Genomic DNA, 21,704 nt, shown 5'->3' with positions numbered 1-21,704 from the left:
CTGTGCAAACTAATAAAAATGCAAACCAGAATTGAGAATACAACATACGGAGTTATGGAATACAGTATGTATGGAACTGGAGAACCAATTTTGTTTCTGCACGGAGGACATTCCAACGCAAAGGAAATATTGACACACAAACATATTGACACTAAAAAATTCATTTTAATAACGCCATCCAGAGCGGGTTACGGACGGACAACTTTGGGAAACAACGAATCGCCTATTAATGCTTCTAAGCAAATAATCGAATTAATGGACAAATTAGGATTTGACCAATTTAATGTTATTGGAATTTCAGCAGGTGGATTGACAGCAATTGCATTGGTAAGCCTAAATCAACATAGAATTTTAAAATTTGTTTTAGCGTCTTCCATTAGCAAAAAATGGTTGAAGCATACCGATGGGCTTTATAAAAAGGCAAAAATAATGTTCAATCCAAAAATAGAGGGATTCACTTGGCGGGTATTACGTTTGGGAATAATTTTTTTTCCCAAAACCATAATCAAAACAATGGCAACCGAATTGACGAATAAAAGAATTAAGAAATTGGACGAAGCAGAAATTTCGGATATGAAAATGATGCTTTTGAATCAGCGGTCTAAAAAAGGATTTGTAACGGATTTAGACCAAGAATTGAACAATGAAATTATAGCCAAAATAAAAACCCCTACTTTAATTATTCATAGTAAAAATGACAAATCGGTTTCTATCGAACATCCGAAATACGCTAAACAGAAAATAGAAAATTCTCAAATTGTTTGGCTGGACAACAAATGGGGGCATTTAATTTGGGTCGGAGCGGAGTCGAAAAAAAATATTGGATATATAAAAGCATTCCTGAACAACAGAACGGGAAAGCCTGTGTCTAACAATGTGTAAGAAAACATAGGGCTCTTCTGCTTAATTTAAAGGTTCGCGTTTATTTGCAAAGTCGCCAATCCGAAACGTATCGCTTATTAACTGCCCTACGTTTCTTATACTGCGCGATAAGTGAAATGGCAAAAAATTTCACATAGAAAATCATTTTGACAAGCTCGTGATGACAAAAAACTAATCTTTAAAATCTACCGTAGATTGTCTTTCCCTATTTACATGTAATTTGGTCACATCTGGTCTTGAGTAGTGCCCAACAGGGTCAAAATTTTGTCTTTCTTCGTATACTCGATTAAAATCCAGGGTCTCATAGATCAATCCTTCAGAGCCTACAATGGGTTCAACAATCCATTCCCCATCAGGCCCTGCAATAGCTGAACCTCCATCTGCAAGCACATTTGGTGCTTTTCCCAAAATTTTGTCCAAATGCGGTGTATCTTTTGGGAAATCTGACGTCTTCATTAATGAGGAAACAGAAATCACAAAACTCCTAGACTCACGGGCCACAAACCTAGTGATGTCTTTGGTATTATGTAATCCTCCCGGCCAAACAGCCACATGTAAATTTTCTCCTTGCCCATATAAGGCTGCACGTGGTAAAGGCATCCAATTCTCCCAACAATTGAGGCCACCAACCGTGAACTGTTTTAATGGGTGTACTTGCAGTCCATTGCCATCTCCAGGAGCCCATGTAAGACGCTCATCATAGGTAGGCTGTAACTTTCTATGCACTGATTTTATCTCTCCATTTTGATTGATATACACCAAAGAACAATATAAACTATGACCGCCGCGATCTTTGGCACGTTCCATCATCCCTAAATATATTGCCATCTTATTTTCCTGAGCCAATTTGCAAATTGCATCCAATTCACCTGCCTCAATTTGAATGGAATTTCTGGTGTAATGGGCATGTAGTTCTTTGTTAACCTTTAAATCCCATGCTGCTCCCTCAGTATGCGCTAACCAAAAAGGATATCCCGGTAAGAAGGCTTCGCCAAAAACAATCAGTTCAGCTTTCTCCTTGGCTGCCTCTTGTATGGTATTTTCAATCTTTTCCAAGGTTGCTTGTTTATTCAACCAAACAGGGGCAATTTGAGCCATTGCCACTTTCAATAAATTTTCCATTATAAAATCCGATTTAGAACCAAATCAACATCAATCAATAAAATACTAAACACACCAGCAACAATGATGAATTTTAGAATATTATGTAACCAAACATAGTGCTTTTTGCCCGTGGCTCTCCATAACAAAATGATAAAAAGTCCCAACAGTCCAATACAGGCCAAGAAATACACATACATATAACCAACATCAAAGGTATTGATCAATAAAAGTGAAGGAACCAGGGTTAAAACTATTAATAGGCCAATGAGCACTTTTGAAACCTTGGCCCCGTAAATTATTGGTATGGTTCTATAGTTTTGAGCCATATCTCCGGCCATATTTTCTAAATCCTTGATCATCTCACGAGCCAAAATCAATAAAAAAAGAAAAAGCGCATGCACAAAGATCACCCTCTCAAAATTTCCGTAATACACAAAAACAACAAAAAACGGTGTTATGGCCAATGATGCTGATACCAGATTGCCAATAAAAGGAACACGCTTTAATTTGTGGGAATACAACCAAATTCCGAAAATATAGGATGAAAAAAACAATACCGCCTTAAACGAAATATAACTTGCTGCTAAAGCCGCCAAAAAATTAAGAATAAAGTAGGTAGTTAATTTAAACCGCTGACTTACCAACCTATCCAACATGGTTTTTGTTGGTTTATTGATTAAATCTTTTTCCGCATCGTAAAAATTATTAATGATATAACCGCTTGCAATTACCAAGGCCGAAGCTGTTACAATGAGAAAAAGGTTAATGTCCAAAACCACATCTCTTAAAGGTAAATTGGGAGATAGGATATAGATGGATGCTAAGTATTGCGCAAGCGTAATCACTAATATATTATACCCGCGAACAACGGAAAATAAACTCAATAGCTTAAACAGCAGGAGTTTATTTTTTCTATTAAGCATTTGATTGTTTTAGAAGTTGTAGACCACTTCCAAATTGTGTCCCTTGAGTGCTTTTTTGACCTTATCAAAATCTTGTGTAAAGCCTAAAATATAACCTCCACCACCTGAACCGCAAAGTTTTAAGTAGTAATCATTGGTCTCTATACCCTGTTGCCAAAGCTGATGAAACTTGGAAGGAATCATGGGTTTGAAATTATCAAAAACTACATGGGAAAGCTCTTTTAGGTTCCCAAAAAGTGATTTCATGTTTCCGTTCAAAAAATCCTCCACACAAGCATCTGTATGCTTGATGAATTGATTCTTGATCATACTACGAAACCCTTCTTGCTTCATTTTTTCCATGAAAATCTGTACCATAGGTGCAGTCTCTCCTGTAATTCCACTATCCAACAAAAAAACTGCGCCTTTTCCCTCCTTATTCTGTGATGGGATACTAGTGGATTCTATGTTATCCTTGGAATTGATAAGAATTGGCAAACTTAGGTAACTGTTCAATGGGTCAAGCCCAGAAGACTTTCCATGAAAGAACGATTCCATCTTTCCGAAAATCTCTTTTAACTTCAATAACTTTTCTCGCGTTAAATTCTCAAGAACCGTAATTTTATCCGTAGCATATTTATCATAAATAGCTGCTACCAAAGCACCACTACTGCCAATACCGTAACCTTGCGGAATAGAGCTATCAAAATACATACCTCTTTCCACATCATTCTCCAACGTTTTCAAATCAAAAGAAACCAAGCCTTGCTCTTCTCTTTCCAGTTTTGAAAGATATTGAACATATGCCTTCAAACTTTCGTTTGATTTTTTAGCTAAAGTAGATGGGTTTTCATCTGTCTTTAAAGCACCTTTAAAAAAATTATAGGGAATGGAAAGACCTTTGGAATCTTTGATAATTCCATACTCCCCAAAAAGTAGAATTTTAGAATAAAATAGAGGTCCTTTCATTTAGTATTACAAAGATATAAATCCGTTTTGTTTAATGCAGAACAATTTAAAGGTAAACAATATTCATGTTTAAACACCAATTCCTTACTTTAAAACGTCAATTGACTTTAATTAACGTTGTTTATCATTCTTCATTACCCTTCATGTGCAATTAATTTTCTTGCTCCGCTTCCAATTCGGTCGCAAATATAATGACCATTCTCACAATGCGCAACCAATTCATCCTGAATAAATTGGATTGCTTTTTCCTTTACCGACTCTGGATATAACACATGTACATTTGCACCTGCATCCAATGTAAAGCAGATGGGTACTTTGGTTGTTTCCCTAAAAGCCCAAATCTTATTGATGATTTCCAACGTATCTGGTTTCATCAAAACAAAGTAGGGCATACTGGTCATCATCATAGCATGCAATGTCAATGCTTCACTTTCAACAATCTTTATAAAATCATCCAAATTACCAGATTCAAAGACTTTTTTAAGCTTGTCCAAATTCTCATGTGCCTGGGTAAAACGTCTTTCCGCATAAGGGTGGTCGTGCATTAAATCATGACCAACCGTACTACTAACCTGTTTTTGGCCTTTGTGTACCAACAAAATACTATCATGAAAGTTTTTGAAAATTGCATTTACGTTAAATGGGTAATTTATTCCATATAAATTGGAGCTTTCAGAAATACCTGCATACTCCCCCCACTGAATTAAATCACCTTCAATACTTCTACAAGCACTTCCAGAGCCCAAACGAGCTAAGAAAGATGCTTTTTTCTTGAAAAAAGTATCTGTAATATCTCTATTTATAGTCCTTTCAATCTCTACTAAACATAGCGCCAAAGCTGCCATTCCACTGGCAGAAGAAGCAATACCACTGCTATGGGGAAAAGAGTTTGAGGTTTCAATTTTAAAGTGATAGGCTTTTAAAAATGGCAGGTAGGCTTCAATTCGTTCAAAAAAGGTTAGAATTTTAGGTTTAAAATCTTCTTTAGGCTTGCCTTCAAAGAACAAATCAAAAGACAATTGTGATATATCCTCCTTTTTAGTATAAGAAACCGATGTTGTCGTTGCACAAGCATCCAATGTAAAACTGATTGAAGGGTTAGCCGGAATCTGATTTGCTTTTTTTCCCCAATACTTAACCAAAGCAATATTACTGGGGGCTTTCCAAGTCACCTTTCCTCCTGAAGGTAAATTAGTATATGGATTGGGTACAAAGTCTTTTTCTGTCATTAGAAAAATATTTGAGCAAATATAAAAGATGCATTGCGCTTGAGGGGATATGGGTACAAATAAATTCTTATTTTAGGGGGAATTGTGCCGATCATGAAGAAAAAGGTTGTTTACATCCTAATTGCTGTTACAATTTGCCTTTTAATAGGTTTTCTATCCAGCTTTGCTACCCAGAGCTCTGTGAATGATTGGTACCTCACTTTGAACAAACCAAGTTTTAATCCACCCAATTGGATTTTTGCTCCTGTATGGACATCACTATACATATTAATGGGGGTTGCTGCTGGAATAGTCTGGTCTAAAGGTTTTCATCATATCTGGGTAAAGACCGCCCTCTATCACTTTGGTTTTCAGCTTCTTTTTAATGCTCTTTGGAGTATTGTTTTCTTTGGATTTAAAAGTCCGTCATGGGCACTTTTGGTCATCTTACTTCTCTTGACTTTAATTATTTTAACCATAAAATGGTTTAAGGTTGTGAGTAAAACAGCTGCCTTTTTGCTTGTCCCTTATTTGCTTTGGGTCCTATTTGCCTCCGTACTTAATTATAAAATCTGGGAACTGAACTAATTATTCAGGTTCAAGAAATTCAATATCCAGGCGTCTATGTTTCTTTCGTCATTTCAACCAATTTTTGTATTGTCTTTAAGTTGCGTGTAGTGGCTTGCACTTTTAGCTTTCTTTCTACAAGATTATTGTTGAGTTTAGCATTACCATATCCTTTTTTGCAACACAAATAAACACATGTACTGGTTATATTGAAATCCTCGTTGACAAAAATTACTTCATTGAATTCATTTACTAAACTTTGTTCTGGAGCTTTTTTAAGTAGCACAAAGTATAGTCTATTTTCTTCCGCTTCATCCGCAAACGGGTTTGCCTTTAAAATCTTTTCCAATTGATTTCTTGTTTTCACTAATACAGGTACTTCAAAAGTAAAATCGTTTAAAATTGCATGTTGAATTTTATCTTGAAGTACGTCTGTTTCACCAATCTCGCTATCAAAAACTATATTCCCACTTTGGATATAGGTTTTTACATTTTGTAGTCCACTATTTTCCAGAGTCTGCTTTAAATCGGCCATTTTAATTTTCTTTTGGCCGCTTACATTGATTCCTCTCAAGAGTGCGATGTATGTTTTCATAATTAATAATCTTGATGAATAAAACTACTCCGATTTATTTTAGTAAATTCAAACGCATTAAATCAATCCAAATGAATCAATATATCCTTGCCTTAGACCAGGGCACAACAAGTTCAAGAGCTGTAGTTTTTGATGAAAAAGGAACCATAATCTCTGTAGCACAAAAAGAATTTACTCAAATTTTTCCAAAACCGGGATGGGTAGAACATGACGCCAATGAAATTTGGGCAACTCAAGCTGGAATGGCTGCCGAAGCGGTAAGCAAAAAAGGACTAAAAGGTGAACAATTGGCTGCTATTGGAATTACAAATCAGCGTGAAACGGTTGTAGTTTGGGACAGAAATACGGGAGAACCCGTTTACAATGCCATTGTTTGGCAAGACAAACGAACTTCTGAATACTGTGATGAACTTAAAAGTCAAGGGAAATCTGAGATGATTCGTGAAAAAACCGGATTGGTCATTGATTCCTACTTCTCTGGCACAAAGGTAAAATGGATTCTGGACAATGTGGAAGGAGCTAGAGAAAAAGCAGAAGCCGGTGATTTAGTTCTTGGAACCATTGATACATGGCTTATTTGGAAGATGACAGAAGGAAAGCTTCATATTACAGATGTTACGAACGCTTGTCGTTCTCTGATCTTTAACATCAACACTATGGATTGGGATGATGAACTTTTGGAGCTTTTAACCATACCAAAAAGCATGTTGCCAGAAGTAAAACAATCTAGCGAGGTTTATGGCCATACAAGTCCGAACTTCTTTGCTGCCAAAATTCCAATAGCTGGAATTGCAGGTGACCAACAAGCTGCTTTATTTGGTCAAATGTGCACCAATCAGGGTATGGTAAAAAACACCTATGGCACAGGTTGTTTTATGCTTATGAACATTGGTGATAAACCTATTGTTTCCAAAAACAATTTGCTTACTACCGTGGCCTGGAAAATCAACGGGAAAACCACCTACGCACTTGAAGGAAGTATTTTTATAGCGGGCGCTGTGGTACAGTGGTTACGTGATAGTTTAAAAATTATAAAAACTTCTTCTGAAGTGGAACAACTGGCCAGTTCAGTAGATAGCTCGGAAGGTGTTTATTTTGTTCCTGCATTTGCAGGATTAGGCGCTCCGCACTGGAACCAATATGCCCAAGGAACTATTTTTGGGTTGACAAGAGGAAGCACTGATGCCCATATTGCACGAGCAGCCCTGGAGTCCATTGCATACCAGACCATGGATATTCTAAAAGCAATGGAAGCAGATTCCGGAATTTCCATAAAAGAATTGAGGGTTGATGGAGGTGCAACGGTAAACAATATGCTTATGCAGTTTCAGTCTGATGTATTAAATACAGTAACGGTGCGTCCCAAAATTGTGGAAACAACCGTTATGGGTGCAGCATACTTGGCGGGATTGGCTGTGGGCTATTGGGAAAGTCAAGAGGAAATCCAGGATATATGGCAAACCGATGTACATTTTAATCCATCCACGGAAAGGGAACCCATTGAAAAAGACATTCAAGGATGGTACAGAGCAATTAAAGCATTGGAATTTTGGACAGGAGAATCTTAAACTAGCTGAAACTAATAACCTTTAACCAAAACCTATCATGACTCCTTTTATTGCTGAAATTGTTGGCACTTTTCTTTTGATTTTATTGGGTTGTGGCGTAAACGCAAACGTTTCACTACAAAAAACCTATGGAAGTGGTTCTGGTTGGATTGTGATTACAACAGGCTGGGCTTTTGCCGTATACACCGGTGTTGTGGTCGCAGGACCTCACAGCGGAGCTCATCTAAACCCCGCAGTCACCATTGGTTTGGCACTGGCAGGAGAATTTTCAATTTATGATGTTCCAAACTATATCATGGCTCAATTTATGGGCGCTATGCTTGGAGCTTTCTTTGTTTGGTTAATGAACAAAGACCATTTTGATGCCACAGAGGATGGGAACAGCAAAAGAGGTGTTTTTTGCAACGCTCCTGCAATACCAAATACTTTTTTAAATCTTTTGACAGAAATTTTAGGAACCTTTGTTTTGGTATTTGCCGTGCTATATTTTACTGATGCCGTTGCCACTAAGGACAATAGCATTATTGGTCTAGGTTCTTTGGGTGCTTTACCTGTTGCCCTTATTGTTTGGGGAATTGGTCTGTCTTTGGGAGGTACCACTGGCTATGCCATTAACCCTGCTCGGGATTTAGGACCCCGAATAGTGCATGCCTTGGTCCCAATTAAAAATAAAGGATCAAATGGTTGGGGATATTCTTGGATTCCCGTTGTGGGTCCAATATTAGGTGCTGCATTGGCTGCAGGAATTGCCATGGTTTTGCAATAAATTAGCTTGAGGCAATAGACTTTGCCGCTATGTAAGCCCCGGTCCATGCATTTTGAAAATTAAAACCTCCGGTTATGGCATCCACATTGATGATTTCTCCAGCAAAATAAAGGTTTGGATGTATTTTGCTTTCAAACGTTTTAAAGTTGATTTCCTTTAAATCCACTCCGCCAGCAGTAACAAATTCTTCTTTAAAAGTGCTTTTTCCTTCAACTCTAAAAGAACACGCTGTTAACTGTTCGGCCAAATTTTGAAGTTTTTCTTTGGTGAGATCAGCCCATTTCAAATCCTTTTCAATCCCAGAAGCTTTCACCAAATTCACCCATAGTCTCCTAGGCATATCGGTAGCGTTAGTGCGTAAAACCGTTTTTTTTGCTTCAACTTCCTTAATTTCTCTCAACAAAAGTTCCATGGAACCTGTTGTATATTCAGGTACCCAATTGATCTTGACTCTAAAAACATAATGATAGTCATGCAAAATATTGGCTCCCCAAGCAGAAAGTTTCAAAATGGCAGGGCCGCTCAATCCCCAATGTGTGATTAAAACAGGGCCTTCAGATTGGAGGACAGGTTCTTCTTTTGGAGCACTTTTTAGTTTGACTCCAATTTTAGATGAAAAGATTTTTTTTGGTGGAACTTCTACAGTCGCATAGGCACTTACTCCTTGAATGCCCGCTATTCGTTCATCATTAATATTGAAAGTAAATAGAGATGGCACCGGAGAAACAACTTTATGTCCAACTGTTTCCAACTGTTGCCAAATTTTTGGATTACTCCCTGTAGCCAGCAATAGTTTTTTACATTGGTAATGCTTGTTCATTGTTGTTATCTGCCAGCCTTCTCCATTTTCGTTTTTGCTGAATTGTTTTACAGAACTATTTTTAAGAATCTTGACTCCTAACTGTTCTGCTTCACCAACAAGACAATCAATAATGGATTGTGAGGAATTGCTTTTCGGAAACACCCTCCCGTCCGCTTCTATTTTTAATGGAACTCCCCTTTCTTCAAAAAAAGACATTACATCCCCTGGGGCATAGGTATGAAAAGGCCCCAAAAGTTCTTTTTGCCCTCTGGGATAGTTAGTGACCAAGTCATGTGCAGAAAATTCTCCGTGGGTAACATTACATCGACCACCTCCAGAAACTTTAACCTTAGAAAGTACGGTTTTGCCTCTCTCAAAAATGGCAACTTTTAGATGTGGAGCTTGTTCAGCGACTTGAATCGCAGCATAAAACCCGGCAGCTCCACCCCCAACAATAACTACATCAAACATTAATTTACCCGTTCAGGGTAATTTGTGATAATTCCGTCCACTCCATAATCCTTCATCTTTTGAATATCTTCAGGTTCATTAACGGTCCATGTGTAAATTTTAAATCCCTCTTCTTGAATTTTAGCTGTATTTTCTTCATTCAATGTTTTATAGTTGGGATTTATGGCTACGGCATTTAGCTCTTTGGCTACTGCAATTGCTGCTAAAGGATCTTCTTCGGTCAAAACGGCAATTTGAACATCCTTATTAAGCTCGCGCATTTTTCTCAGCTCATCCCATTTAAAACTTGAAATGATGAAGTTTTCAGGAGACCAACCTCTATCTCTTATATACACATTGGTAATAAAGTTTACCCTATCCGCAGTGTCTGATCCTTTAAGCTCAATATTAAGAGCTACCTTGTTATCAATAAGCTTTAGCACATCTTGCAACATTGGTATTTTATGGTTTCCATCCAAAATAAGTTGCTTAAGGTCTACTATATTATAATCTTCTACCTTACCTCCGCTATTTGAAAGTCTTTCCACACGTTCATCATGAAATACAACCGTTTCTCCACTATAAATGTTAAACACATCTATTTCAATCATATCCACTCCTAAATCCATTGCTTTTTGGACTGATGCCAAGGTATTTTCGGTTTCATGTCCCATTGCACCCCTATGCCCAATAACCAGAGGTTTAGAATCCATCATATCGCAACTATTAAATAACAAAACAGTAATCAATGCCAACAGTAAGCTTTTTTTCATTTTGATTCATTTGTACCGCTAAAAATACAACATGAAATTGAAATCGACAGCGTTAAAATAGAAACAGCTATATTGGTAAAAACACCTCAAAACAGAGATATTCTCATAATAAGGTGTGTATTTTTATCAATTTGTTAAATTTTATTTAATACTTTTAGCACATTATTAACCAATAAACAAACTTACATGTTTTCAAAATCAAATTTACTAGCGACACTAGCCGCTTTCGTAACAATGTTTTTGTTAGGATACGGAATTTGGCAGTTTTTACTAGCCGATTTTTATGAGGAACATACCCTTAAGAATTTTTTGAATGAAGATATGAACATGGGGTTGATTGCTGCAGGTAATGTAATTATGGCTTTCGTATTATGCTCATTGTATAGCAAATGGGCCAGAGGACACCATAGTGCCAAAGAAGGTTTTCAATTTGGTGCATGGATTGGCATCTTCAATGGATTTGGTATGGGTATACTAAATTATGCCGTTATGGGACTTATGGACATGACGGGAACTTTGGTTGATGCAGTTGTGCAGATTGTGTTCTATGGAATAATTGGAATGGTGATAGGGTTGGTGTACCAAAAAACTGCACCAAAAGCTTAAAGGAAATTAACCGACCTTGAACTTGGGCGGATTGTTATGCAATCCGCTTTTTTTATTCATTAATCCTAAAAATAAAAGACTCAAGTGGTTGAAGTTCAACCTCAACTTTTCCCTGTCCATTTTTCACGGAAAGGGCTTTATTTGTTTCTCCGTAAAGCTCTTCTTTTAAATCATATTCTTGACTCCCCAAATTCCATTTAGCAATAATCTCTTCAGGAATTTTTAATTCAAAAGCATAACTTTTTTCAGCATCAAAGTTTGACACTATTATCAATTTTTCGTCATTGGACCATCTAACATAAGAAAGCACTCTATGGTCATAATTAGCTGTATGATCCTTGTTGAAAAAATGGATTTCTTGATACTCCCCCATCAAGGCATCGCTATTAATAGTAAAGTTCAACAAGCGTTTGTAAAAATCTCGAAGCTTTAGTTCATCTTCTGTTAGTTGACCTCCATCAAACTTTTTATTGTTCATCCATCGTTGATGATTGGGTACTCCTATATAATCAAAAATTGAGGTGCGAGTAGGTTTGCCAAATCCAGCATCTTCGGCTCCAGGTTCTCCTACTTCCTGTCCAAAATAAATCATGGTTGGTGATGTACTCAGCGTTGCTGAAACTACCATAGCAGGTTTTGCGAGCTCTGCACTGCCTACAAAATCTGGACTAGCAATACGCTGTTCATCATGGTTTTCCAAAAAATGGAGCATATGATGTTCTATATCTGCCATTCCTTTCTGGACAACCGGAATATGATCTGTCCAACCATATCCTTTCATAATGTGTTTTATGCTATCATAAAGCTCAACCTTATCGTACAAATAATCCATTTTCCCTCTATGGATGTAATCTCTATAAAGGTCTGGATTATATACCTCAGCCAATAAAAAGGCTTCAGGGTTTTTCATTTTGATGTTGGAATTTAAATAGCTCCAAAATTCCACAGGCACCATTTCGGCCATATCAAAACGAAATCCGTCCACTCCAAAGTCAAGCCAATACAAAGCAATATCTCTAAACTTATTCCAAGAATCGGGAACTGTTTTGGTACTCCAAAATTCAAAATGGGCTTTGTAATCCTTTGTATCAAAACCTTCAGGTAATTCCGCAAAATCTTTTGTGCCATCTGGTCTTATGCCGTAGTTTACTTTTACGGTTTCGTACCAATCATTGAAATGAGGTTGTGATAATCGCGAACCATTGCCTGTCCATTTCGCTGGATGTTCTTTAAACTTAGCATCTGAAAATTTGTTTTCTTCTCCACCAAGTGGAAGATATCCATCTTGCCATTCCGGAACCTTGAATTCTGTTTCGGGGATATAGTAGAAATTGTTATTGACATGGTACTCCAAGGAAATATCATCGTTTGCTCCAAAATCCGAAACTCCATCGGGATTGGTTAATCCTTCATAATTTCTGGCCACATGATTGGGGACAATGTCAATAATGACCTTCATCCGGGACTTATGCGTTCTTTGGATCAATGCTTTAAATTCCTCCAATCTTTTGGAAGGGTCAACAGCCAAATCTGGATTTACATTATAATAATCTTTAACAGCATAGGGTGATCCGGCGCGACCTTTGACCACATCTGCATCATCATTTGAAATTCCGTAAGCGGAATAATCATTGATCAATGCATGATGGGGAACTCCAGTATACCAAACATGTGTTATTCCCAATTCCCTAATTTCCGTAAGGGCATCATCCGTAAAATCAGCAAACTTCCCAACTCCATTTTCTTCAATGGTACCCCAAGGTTCATTGGTAGTGTTTGTGTTTCCAAAAAGTCTGGTAAAAACCTGATAAACTACAGCTTTCTTTTTCATTGTTGGTTGAACTGATTTTCTTTCGGCCTTCTGCTCGCATGAATGCAATATCCCCAAGATTACCAAAAAGGTAATGTAGAGATTTCTTTTCATGCCTGAACACTTTTTCCAGGAGTCAGTATCAATAATTTATTATTTACCTGAATTGTTAAATCCTTATTCCCAGTTATTTCAAAACTTGTTTGTTGTCCTGAAACAGTAATAGTTATTATTTGGTTCCTGAAATTAATTTTGAAAGAATACGATTTCCATTGTTCTGGTATCTGCGGAGTAAAGTGGAGCTGATCATTCAATACCCTCATACCTCCAAAACCTTCCACAATGCTCATCCATGTACCAGCCATGGATGTTATATGTAGACCCTCTTCCACTTCTTTGTTGTAATCATCCAAATCTAACCGTGAGGTTCTTAGATAAAAAGTGTACGCTTGTTCCATTCTGCCCAATTTAGCTGCCTGTATACTATGCACGCAAGGCGAAAGGGAAGATTCATGCACTGTGAATGGTTCGTAAAACTCAAAATGTTTTTCTAAAGCTTCCTTATTGAAGTGATCTTCAAAAAAATAGAATCCCTGCAATACATCAGCTTGTTTGATATAAGGAGATCGTAAAATCCTATCCCAACTCCACTTTTGGTTGATTGGTCTATTTGATTTATCTAAATCCTCAACCTTGATCAACTCTTTATCTAAAAAGCCATCTTGCTGCAAGAATACTTCATGTTTTTCAGAATATGGAAAGTACATGTTATTGGCAACCTTGCCCCAGTCCTCAGTTTCTGAAGAAGTTAAACTTGTTTTAGAGATAATTCTTTTGTAGTCTTCTGGGTACTTATCCTTAACTATTTCCAATTGGTCCAAGGCATATTCTATACACCATTTGGCCAAATAGTTTGTGTACCAATTGTTGTTGACATTGTTTTCATATTCATTAGGGCCCGTAATGCCCAGCATCACATACTTTTGTTTATCCTGAGAAAAATTGACTCGTTGATGCCAAAATCTTGCAATACCTATTAAAACTTCCAATCCCATTTTTGGAATGAAACTATAATCTCCCGTGAATCGATGGTAATTGAAGATTGCAAAAGAAATAGCTCCATTCCTATGGATTTCTTCAAAGGTGATTTCCCATTCGTTATGGCACTCTTCTCCGTTCATGGTCACCATTGGGTAAAGTGCCGCTCCTTTGGTGAAGCCTAATTTCTGTGCATTCTCAATCGCTTTTTCCAAATGGTTATAGCGATACTCCAACAAACTCCAAGCTACTTCTTGGTTTTTGGTGGCCATGTAAAAAGGCAAACAATATGCTTCTGTATCCCAATAGGTACTTCCACCATACTTCTCTCCCGTAAATCCCTTTGGACCAATATTCAATCGAGAGTCTTTTCCTAAGTAAGTCTGGTTTAATTGAAAAATATTAAAACGGATACCTTGTTGTGCTTTCACGTCACCTTCTATAGTGATATCGCTCATTTCCCAAATATTGGCCCAAGCTTCTTTTTGTTTTTCCAAAAGCGCATCAAAGCCAAGGGTAGTTGCCTTATCTATAACAGCATTGGCAACATCTACTAATTCCGAAGCTTTATGATTTCTAGAAACTGTGTATCCGCCAAACTTTGTTAGAGAAATTTTTTCTCCCTTGGAAATACTTTTTTCAAATTCAAGTCCTATGAAAGAGTCCGTTTTATTTCCTAATTGTGCGGGTATTGAAACCCCATTGAATTGGACATCTGCATGCATAAAGGTGCATGTAGCAAAATTGGTTTTCATCGTATGGGCCTCTATATAAGCTCTATCCTTATTATAGTCCACACTCGTTGTATTCCAAAATTTATCGTCCCAGTTACTGTCTTCATTGGTGATTCCGCTATCTATGTAAGGAACAAACTTTACTTTTGCATTGGAATTTAATAGCTCTAACTCCATTTTAATAGCGCCTACTTCATCAACCTCTAAACTTAAAAAACGGGTAATCTTTGCTTCAACCTGTATTTTATTAGATAAGGTCGCTTGAAAGCTTCGTTGGTACCAACCCTCCTTCATGTTAAGTTCTCTTCTAAAATTGGAAACGCTTGTACACCTATTCAAATCCAGAGAAACGCCATCAATAAAAACATTGACTCCTATCCAATTTGGAGCATTTAGCACTTTGGCAAAGTATTCTGGATATCCGTTTTTCCACCATCCCACTCTAGTCTTATCAGGATAGTAAACTCCGGCTATGTAGCTCCCCTGAAAAGTTTCTCCTGAGTATTCTTCTTCAAAATTGGCACGTTGCCCCATGGCTCCATTACCTATGCTAAAAAGACTTTCGGAGGATTTGACCTGTTCAGCATCAAAACCTTCTTCTATAATGGACCACAGGTCCGATTTTATATAATCCTGATTCATTGAAAAAAAGTAAAACTTGGTGAGTAATTTTAGATATCCCCTTTCCCTGTAAAGGTTTTGACAAATTTAGTTAATTGTAGAATCCCTGACCACCAAAGTAGGTTCCAAAATTTTAGTGTGGAACGTTTCCTCTTCGTTTTCGCTTTCCACTTTATCAATTAGCATTTGTGCAGAAACCTCACCCATTTTTTCACCATGTTGGGCTACTACGGTAAGGCTAGGATTTGCATATTTAGAAAGCAATCCATCTGTAAAACCAATAAATGATATGTCTTCAGGAATGTTAAGCCCTTTTTCTTGGACCAATTTCATACTGAAAACCGTGAAGATTTCATTTACACAAAGGACAGCGTCTACCTCATGTGTATCAAAAAAGTCTCCAATGCTTTTCGCATCCATCTCCATTGATGATAATTTCAATATTCTAGATTCATCTACATCTAAGGCGCTTTCGGAAAGGGCTTTTCTATATCCTTCAGTTCTTGCCTTGCTTACACTTAAATAATCATCGGTCGTGATCAATGCTATTTTTTTTCTCCCTTGCTCTATTAGCTTCTTAGTGGCCAGATATGCGCCCAACTGATCATCGATAATTACCTTATCGCAATCAACTTCATTTGTAATACGGTCAAAAAGCACAACTGGTATGCCTTGCTCCGTAACTTCTTTCAAATGATTATAATCCCCTTTTTGTTGTGTTTCGGAAGACAAGGACATAATAAAGCCATCAATACTGCCATTTGCAAGCATTTCCATGTTAATGACCTCTTTATCAAAAGATTCCTCAGAAAGGCAAACAATAACATTGTACCCTTTGGCATTAGCATACTTTTCAATTCCTCTAATCACCGTAGTAAAAAAATGATGCACAATAGCAGGAATAACCACGCCAATATTTTTAGTCCTTTTGTTTTTAAGACTAATGGCGATATTATTTGGCTTATAGTTATATAATTTGGCAAATGCCTGAATTTTTTCTTTTGTATCCCTACTTATCTCTTCACTATTCTTTAAAGCCTTAGAAACAGTGGAAATAGAGACTTCAAGTTCTCTGGCTATATCCTTTAATGTAATCTTTGCTTTCAAGTATATTGAAGATTTAGTCTAGTTAATTTTTGCTTCGGAAATTACTCAATAATGACAAGCAAGTTATCCAAATGTATCTTTTTAACAAAAACAAGCTTAAAAGTTTACAAAAACTCTTACAAAGAAGTTAACATTCCTTCAAAAATAAAAATAGTATATTAGTCCACATATTGTGAATTTCATCAGTTCTTGATGATTATATTGTGATTTATATAAATTAACTCTTTTAGTTTTGTCAACCTTTCACAATTTCAAAGTTATCAACACGAAACCGTTTTCGTTTGATCTTGCGTTATACTTAAATTTAGATTAACATTTTTTTTATATATGTTTAACACTTGAATTAAAATTAACTAAACTTAAAATTAATTATTTATGAAGATTACGCTACTAAAAAGCTTTTTGCTATTGGGTGCATTCGTGTGCTTTGGTTTGGCGAAGGCTCAGACAGTATCTGGTACTGTTTCGGATGCAAACGGCCCTTTACCAGGAGCTAGTGTTGTTGTCAAAGGAACAACTAATGGTACTCAGACTGATTTTGACGGTAACTATACCATAAATGACGTTGCTGCTGATGCAGTTATCGTTTTTAGTTACATTGGTTTCTCTTCGCAAGAGATTGCTGTAAATGGACAAACAACTATTAATGTTGTTTTGCAAGAAGATGCCAATGAATTGGATGAAGTGGTGGTTGTAGGTTATGGTACAACTACCAAAAGAAGTACTGTCGGTGCTGTGGAAAGCGTCAAAGCAGAAGAGTTTAACAAGGGTGTCATTGTAAATCCGCAACAATTGATACAAGGTAAAACGGCCGGTGTACAGATTTCCACTACTAGTGGTGAGCCAGGTGCTGCTGTTAACGTAAGGGTTAGGGGTACCGCTTCAGTGCGTTCTAATAACAATCCACTTTTTGTAGTTGACGGTGTACCATTAAACGGAGCCAATACCAGTGCTGCTACTGGTGGAGGTTCTGATCCTAATACTGGTGGAGGTTCTGATATTGGAAGCTCTGGTTCTTTGGATCCATTAAGTTTCTTGAACCCAAATGATATTGCCAGTATTGACATTCTTCAAGATGCCGCTTCTACAGCTATCTATGGTTCCAGAGGTGCAAATGGGGTTGTTCTCATCACCACAAAATCTGGTAGCTCTGGACGGGATGTATTGGAATTTTCCTCTACTTTCTCAGTAGGATACGTTGGTAATCGTCCAGAAATAGCTTCCACAGAACAATTCTTGGCTGCCCAAAACACCATTTCTGGTGGTTCTTTTGTTCCCGGTGGTGGTGATGTTGATACTTACGATGTAATATATCGTACATCCTTTACCCAAAATTATAACCTTGCTTATGGAGGTGGCGGTGAGAATGGAAACTATAGGATTTCCATGGGTTATCAAGACCAAGAAGGTGAAGTGGAAAACAGTACCTTCGATAGGTTGACCGCTCGATTTAATGCAACACAACGCTTTTTTGATAATAAGTTAAAATTGAGCACACAAGCTACCATTTCTAATATTGAGTCCCAAAGACCCCCAATAACAAATAATCCAAATGCAAGGGGTGATTTGCTTTCCGCTTCCATAGGTTGGGACCCTACTCAACCTCTAACAGGTAGTGGCACGAGAGACCAAGGTTTTATAGCTGGATTCAACCAGCCATCCAATGAAAGAAGGAATCCATTGGCACTTCTAGGGTTAACTCGCGCAACCTCTAGTACATTACGGGCTCTTATTAATGTGTCAGCCCAATATAAAATAACGGATAACTTGACTTTCAACACCTTGATAGGTCTTGATAAATCTACATCTTCCGCCGCGTCTGCAGAATCCAGGGATTTCGCTGCTAATGGAACTTTAGATAATGGTAGAGCCAACTTGGATGAAATTGACTTGACCAATACCACCTGGGAATCCTATTTAAATTATAACAAAGAATTTGGGGATGATGTGTTGGATGTTGTACTTGGACATTCATACCAAGAGTTTGTAAACGAGGCCATTACCCTCCGTGCCTTTAATTTTGAAACTAATGATTTGTTTCAAATGATTAACAATATTGCTAGAGGGCAACAATTTGCCGCAAATACTTCTTTAGAGCGGGATGAATTACAATCATTCTTTTTACGTACCAATTACTCTCTGAATGGTAAATTCAATTTCTCAGGAACCGTACGAATAGATGGTTCATCACGATTTGGTAACAACAATCAATATGGTACTTTTGGCGCTATTGGAGCTTCTTGGGCTCTTGATCAAGAAGACTGGTTCCCTGAGTTTTTTGACACTTTCAAACTACGTGCCAACTGGGGTGTAACCGGTAACCAAGAAGGTTTAGGTTCAAATCAATTTACTGAAAGACAACGTTTTAATGTTGGAAACCAGAACGATCCCGGGGCCTTAAGTACTGTGGCTTTTAACAACCCTGATCTACAATGGGAAGAAAACGAGCAATTAAGTATTGGGGTTGACTATGGTTTTCTTGATAATAGAATTACAGGTTCTGTGAACTACTTTAAAAGAACGACTTCACAATTCCTATTGCAAGTGAACAGCGCACAACCTGCTCCACAGCCCTTTGTTTTTGCTAATGTAGATGGGGATATTGTGAACGAAGGTGTAGAATTTACTATTAATGCCATTCCAGTACAGACCGAAGATTTTTCTTGGGATTTGAACTTTAACATTACCTACACAGATAACATTCTTGAAAATTATACAGGACCGGATATCGATGCAGGGCAAATTAATGGGCCTGGGCTGTCTAGAGCTTTTGCACAACGTCTGGCTAACGACCAACCTTTGTTTAGCTTCTTTACAAGGGATTGGCAAGGCTTGGATGAGAATGGAGGTAATATTTTTGGAAGTGAAGGTGCTCAAATTTTTATTGGAGAGAGTGCTTTACCTGATTTTTCTTTAGGCTTCACCCATAATTTTAACTATAAAAATTGGGATTTGAGCTTGTTCTTCAACGGGCAGTTTGGTCAATCCATATACAATAATACCAGAAATGCGTTCTCCACTATTCCTAACCTATCCCAAGGTAGAAATGTATATGCGGACACATTGCCATTAGTTGGCGTTGAAGATCCTTTTAATCCTCAATCGGTCTCTTCAAGGTTTGTAGAGGACGGTTCGTTCTTAAGATTACAAAACGTAACGTTGGGCCACAATTTTAATATGGGAGAAAGTAGTGTATTTAGTAGCTTAAGATTGTTCCTTAATGCACAGAATTTGTTTGTGATTACGGATTACACAGGACAAGACCCTGAGATATCAACAGATCGAACCTTGAATAACTTACCTTCCTTAGGAATCGATTTGACTGCCTACCCAAGACCTACTACCTTTTCACTAGGTGTTAATGCAAGTTTTTAAAAAAAAGAAATGATGAAAAAAGATTTTAAACAGAACAAATTGATTAAAACACTTGGTGTCAGTTTACTTTTAGTGACTTCCCAAGCATGTACAGACCTGGAACCCAACTTTCAAGATTCCGTTTCCGTTGAATCAGACGGTGGTAGTTTCAGTGGAGTATCAAGTGCCTCAGCGAGTCTTGAGGCCCTTTACACCAGTGGTGACAGTGATGGGATAGGGCTTTTCCGTCAAGATTCCCAAGAAAGCTCATATGCGCTAATGGAGGTATCCGCAGAAAATATAGCCGTATTGACCAGGGGTGCCGACTGGGGCGATAATGGGGTTTGGCGTGCGTTGCACAACCATACCTGGGATCCAAATCACTTTTACGTACTACAAGCTTGGAATAGGCATAATGCAGCAGCATTTCGCGCAAATCAGTTAATAGATTCACGTTCCAACCCCAATCCTAGTGAATTAGCTCAAGCTCAAGTTATACGTGCTTTTCATGTATATTCTATACTGGATTTCTTTGGCCAAGTACCAGTCAGAGGAGTGGATGATGGTCCAGATGTGGATCCTACAGTGTTATCCGCTCAAGAGGCTTTTGCCTTTATTTTAGACGATTTGAATACAGCCATTTCCAGCGGAAACCTTTCCGCCAATGGCCCCAATGTACCTTTGAGGCCTGCAGATTCAGGAGCAGATAGATTTGGAACTTTGTCTGGAGTAGGAGAGGCATTCGCGCGTTTCTTAAGAGCTAGGGTGCAGTTAAATGCTATTCATCTTGTAGGCTCAGAAGGAGATATGAATCAGGTCATTTCAGACGTCACTGCAATAGAGGCATTGGGCTTCCAGCTAGACGGTATTGGAGCTGCCGATCCTGATAATGATGAAAGTTATTTTGATATATGGGATCCTGCCAATAATACCAATCAAGAAGTAATTTTTATGCTTGAAGGTGATATAAGAACCCGTATGTATAATCAACTACACCCTAATCAAGGGGGTTGGAACGGTTTTGTTACGCTTACAGAAACCTTTAGACTTTTTGGTACAGATGATATAGCTCAAGATGCACGACTTGGACTTCCAGGTGAGGAAGTAGCTGGTGTATCTACCGGTTATATCAGGGGGCAACAACGAAATGTTTCCGGCGATAACCTTACGGATAGACAAGAGAATCCTCTGGTTTATGAGGATGTTATTCTCACAAATTTGGAAGTGAACAATGAACGTAACGGTATTCGAATTGTTAAAAATCCTCAACGAGCTGCAGATGGAAATCTACCTGGAGATACCTTTAGGGATTTTACTTGGATGCGTTTTACCGATGCCATGTTAATGCGTGCTGAAGCCACCCTAAGAGGTGGTACTGGTGGGCCGTCAGCTCTTGCCGATGTAAACGCCATACGAGAGCGAGCAGGTGCTGCACCGCTAGGAAGTGTTGCTTTAGACGACATGCCTGATATTATCGCCAGAGAACTGAATGCCGAAGGAGTATTAGGGGGTAGAAGAGCAGTTCAATTACGTTTCGGAACCTTTGCGTCAGGTACTTGGGAGATGAAAAACGTTACAGATGCATTTAGGGTTAAATTTCCTATTCCAGCAGCTGCTTTGGCTACTAATCCAAATTTGGTGCAAAACGACGGTTACTAGTAGTTTATCAATATATTTAATTTTAAAAGAGGGCAATTAAGCCCTCTTTTTTCTTTATGCCCTTTAGTTAATTTGAGTCAACTGTTATGAAAATAGATGCTAATTAATTACATTCGAATTGACATAAATATATTTAGATCTCTTCTTAACCGTAAATTTTAAACGGCATAATAAAAACAATCAAACTTA

17 protein-coding genes are annotated in these 21,704 nt (G+C 37.8%); 7 read left to right on the top strand and 10 right to left on the bottom strand.

Going from position 1 to position 21,704, the window contains the following annotated elements; translation table 11 throughout:
• Positions 1–18 precede the first annotated feature (18 nt).
• Positions 19–882 carry an alpha/beta fold hydrolase gene (locus LV704_RS11075; protein WP_163420126.1) on the top strand — a complete coding sequence of 288 codons (864 nt, stop codon included), beginning with the start codon at positions 19–21 and terminating at the stop codon, positions 880–882.
• 171 nt (positions 883–1,053) lie between these two features.
• Here the strand turns inward: LV704_RS11075 and LV704_RS11070 are convergent, their stop codons facing one another.
• From LV704_RS11070 to LV704_RS11055, 4 genes are all read right to left on the bottom strand, one after another.
• Positions 1,054–2,004: a carbon-nitrogen hydrolase family protein gene (locus LV704_RS11070; RefSeq protein ID WP_163420127.1), complete on the bottom strand. Its 951-nt coding sequence runs from the start codon at positions 2,002–2,004 to the stop codon at positions 1,054–1,056.
• Positions 2,004–2,909, bottom strand: a complete 906-nt coding sequence (locus LV704_RS11065; protein WP_163420129.1) for a geranylgeranylglycerol-phosphate geranylgeranyltransferase — start codon at positions 2,907–2,909, stop codon at positions 2,004–2,006. The genes LV704_RS11070 and LV704_RS11065 overlap by 1 nt, the downstream gene beginning before the upstream one ends.
• 9 nt (positions 2,910–2,918) lie before the next feature.
• A complete protein-coding gene (locus tag LV704_RS11060) occupies positions 2,919–3,857 on the bottom strand; it encodes a mevalonate kinase (RefSeq protein WP_163420131.1) in 939 nt (312 codons plus the stop codon).
• 134 nt (positions 3,858–3,991) lie between these two features.
• On the bottom strand, positions 3,992–5,086 hold the full coding sequence (locus LV704_RS11055) for a diphosphomevalonate/mevalonate 3,5-bisphosphate decarboxylase family protein (RefSeq protein ID WP_163420133.1): 1,095 nt from the start codon (positions 5,084–5,086) through the stop codon (positions 3,992–3,994).
• 93 nt (positions 5,087–5,179) lie between these two features.
• Between LV704_RS11055 and LV704_RS11050 the strand changes: the two genes are divergently transcribed.
• Positions 5,180–5,653: a TspO/MBR family protein gene (locus tag LV704_RS11050; RefSeq protein WP_163420135.1), complete on the top strand. Its 474-nt coding sequence runs from the start codon at positions 5,180–5,182 to the stop codon at positions 5,651–5,653.
• Between the two features lie 34 nt (positions 5,654–5,687).
• Here LV704_RS11050 and LV704_RS11045 read toward each other — a convergent pair whose 3' ends face one another.
• The gene (locus LV704_RS11045) at positions 5,688–6,227 is read right to left on the bottom strand and encodes a DUF1697 domain-containing protein (protein ID WP_163420137.1); all 540 of its coding nucleotides are present in this window, start codon (positions 6,225–6,227) and stop codon (positions 5,688–5,690) included.
• A 71-nt stretch (positions 6,228–6,298) separates the two neighbouring features.
• On the opposite strand from LV704_RS11045, the gene glpK reads away from it, so the two are divergent.
• Both glpK and LV704_RS11035 read left to right on the top strand, forming a co-directional pair.
• Entirely contained in the window at positions 6,299–7,795 is a 1,497-nt protein-coding gene (glpK, locus tag LV704_RS11040) for a glycerol kinase GlpK (RefSeq protein ID WP_163420139.1), read from the top strand.
• A 37-nt stretch (positions 7,796–7,832) separates the two neighbouring features.
• Positions 7,833–8,561 (top strand): MIP/aquaporin family protein, encoded by a 729-nt coding sequence (locus LV704_RS11035; protein WP_163420140.1) that lies wholly within the window; start codon positions 7,833–7,835, stop codon positions 8,559–8,561.
• 1 nt (position 8,562) lies between these two features.
• Here LV704_RS11035 and LV704_RS11030 read toward each other — a convergent pair whose 3' ends face one another.
• A complete protein-coding gene (locus LV704_RS11030; RefSeq protein WP_163420142.1) occupies positions 8,563–9,834 on the bottom strand; it encodes an NAD(P)/FAD-dependent oxidoreductase in 1,272 nt (423 codons plus the stop codon).
• The gene (locus LV704_RS11025) at positions 9,834–10,586 is read right to left on the bottom strand and encodes a glycerophosphodiester phosphodiesterase family protein (protein WP_233782022.1); all 753 of its coding nucleotides are present in this window, start codon (positions 10,584–10,586) and stop codon (positions 9,834–9,836) included. Before LV704_RS11025 ends, LV704_RS11030 begins: the two co-directional genes overlap by 1 nt.
• A 234-nt stretch (positions 10,587–10,820) precedes the next feature.
• Here LV704_RS11025 and LV704_RS11020 point away from each other — a divergent pair, with 234 nt between their 5' ends.
• Entirely contained in the window at positions 10,821–11,192 is a 372-nt protein-coding gene (locus tag LV704_RS11020; RefSeq protein WP_233782021.1) for a hypothetical protein, read from the top strand.
• 52 nt (positions 11,193–11,244) lie between these two features.
• Here LV704_RS11020 and LV704_RS11015 read toward each other — a convergent pair whose 3' ends face one another.
• From LV704_RS11015 to LV704_RS11005, 3 genes are all read right to left on the bottom strand, one after another.
• Entirely contained in the window at positions 11,245–13,116 is a 1,872-nt protein-coding gene (locus LV704_RS11015; protein ID WP_163420146.1) for an alpha-amylase family protein, read from the bottom strand.
• Entirely contained in the window at positions 13,113–15,416 is a 2,304-nt protein-coding gene (locus LV704_RS11010) for a glycoside hydrolase family 65 protein (RefSeq protein ID WP_163420148.1), read from the bottom strand. Before LV704_RS11010 ends, LV704_RS11015 begins: the two co-directional genes overlap by 4 nt.
• Before the next feature lie 66 nt (positions 15,417–15,482).
• The gene (locus tag LV704_RS11005; protein ID WP_163420149.1) at positions 15,483–16,502 is read right to left on the bottom strand and encodes a LacI family DNA-binding transcriptional regulator; all 1,020 of its coding nucleotides are present in this window, start codon (positions 16,500–16,502) and stop codon (positions 15,483–15,485) included.
• A 375-nt stretch (positions 16,503–16,877) separates the two neighbouring features.
• On the opposite strand from LV704_RS11005, the gene LV704_RS11000 reads away from it, so the two are divergent.
• Together LV704_RS11000 and LV704_RS10995 are read left to right on the top strand one after the other, a co-directional pair.
• Positions 16,878–19,877 (top strand): SusC/RagA family TonB-linked outer membrane protein, encoded by a 3,000-nt coding sequence (locus LV704_RS11000; protein WP_163420151.1) that lies wholly within the window; start codon positions 16,878–16,880, stop codon positions 19,875–19,877.
• 9 nt (positions 19,878–19,886) lie between these two features.
• Positions 19,887–21,515 (top strand): RagB/SusD family nutrient uptake outer membrane protein, encoded by a 1,629-nt coding sequence (locus LV704_RS10995; RefSeq protein ID WP_163420153.1) that lies wholly within the window; start codon positions 19,887–19,889, stop codon positions 21,513–21,515.
• The last annotated feature ends 189 nt before the right edge of the window (positions 21,516–21,704 follow it).

It is taken from the genome of Flagellimonas sp. CMM7 (genome assembly GCF_021390195.1).
Lineage (GTDB): Bacteria > Bacteroidota > Bacteroidia > Flavobacteriales > Flavobacteriaceae > Flagellimonas.
This window is presented reverse-complemented; position numbering and strand designations above follow the sequence as displayed.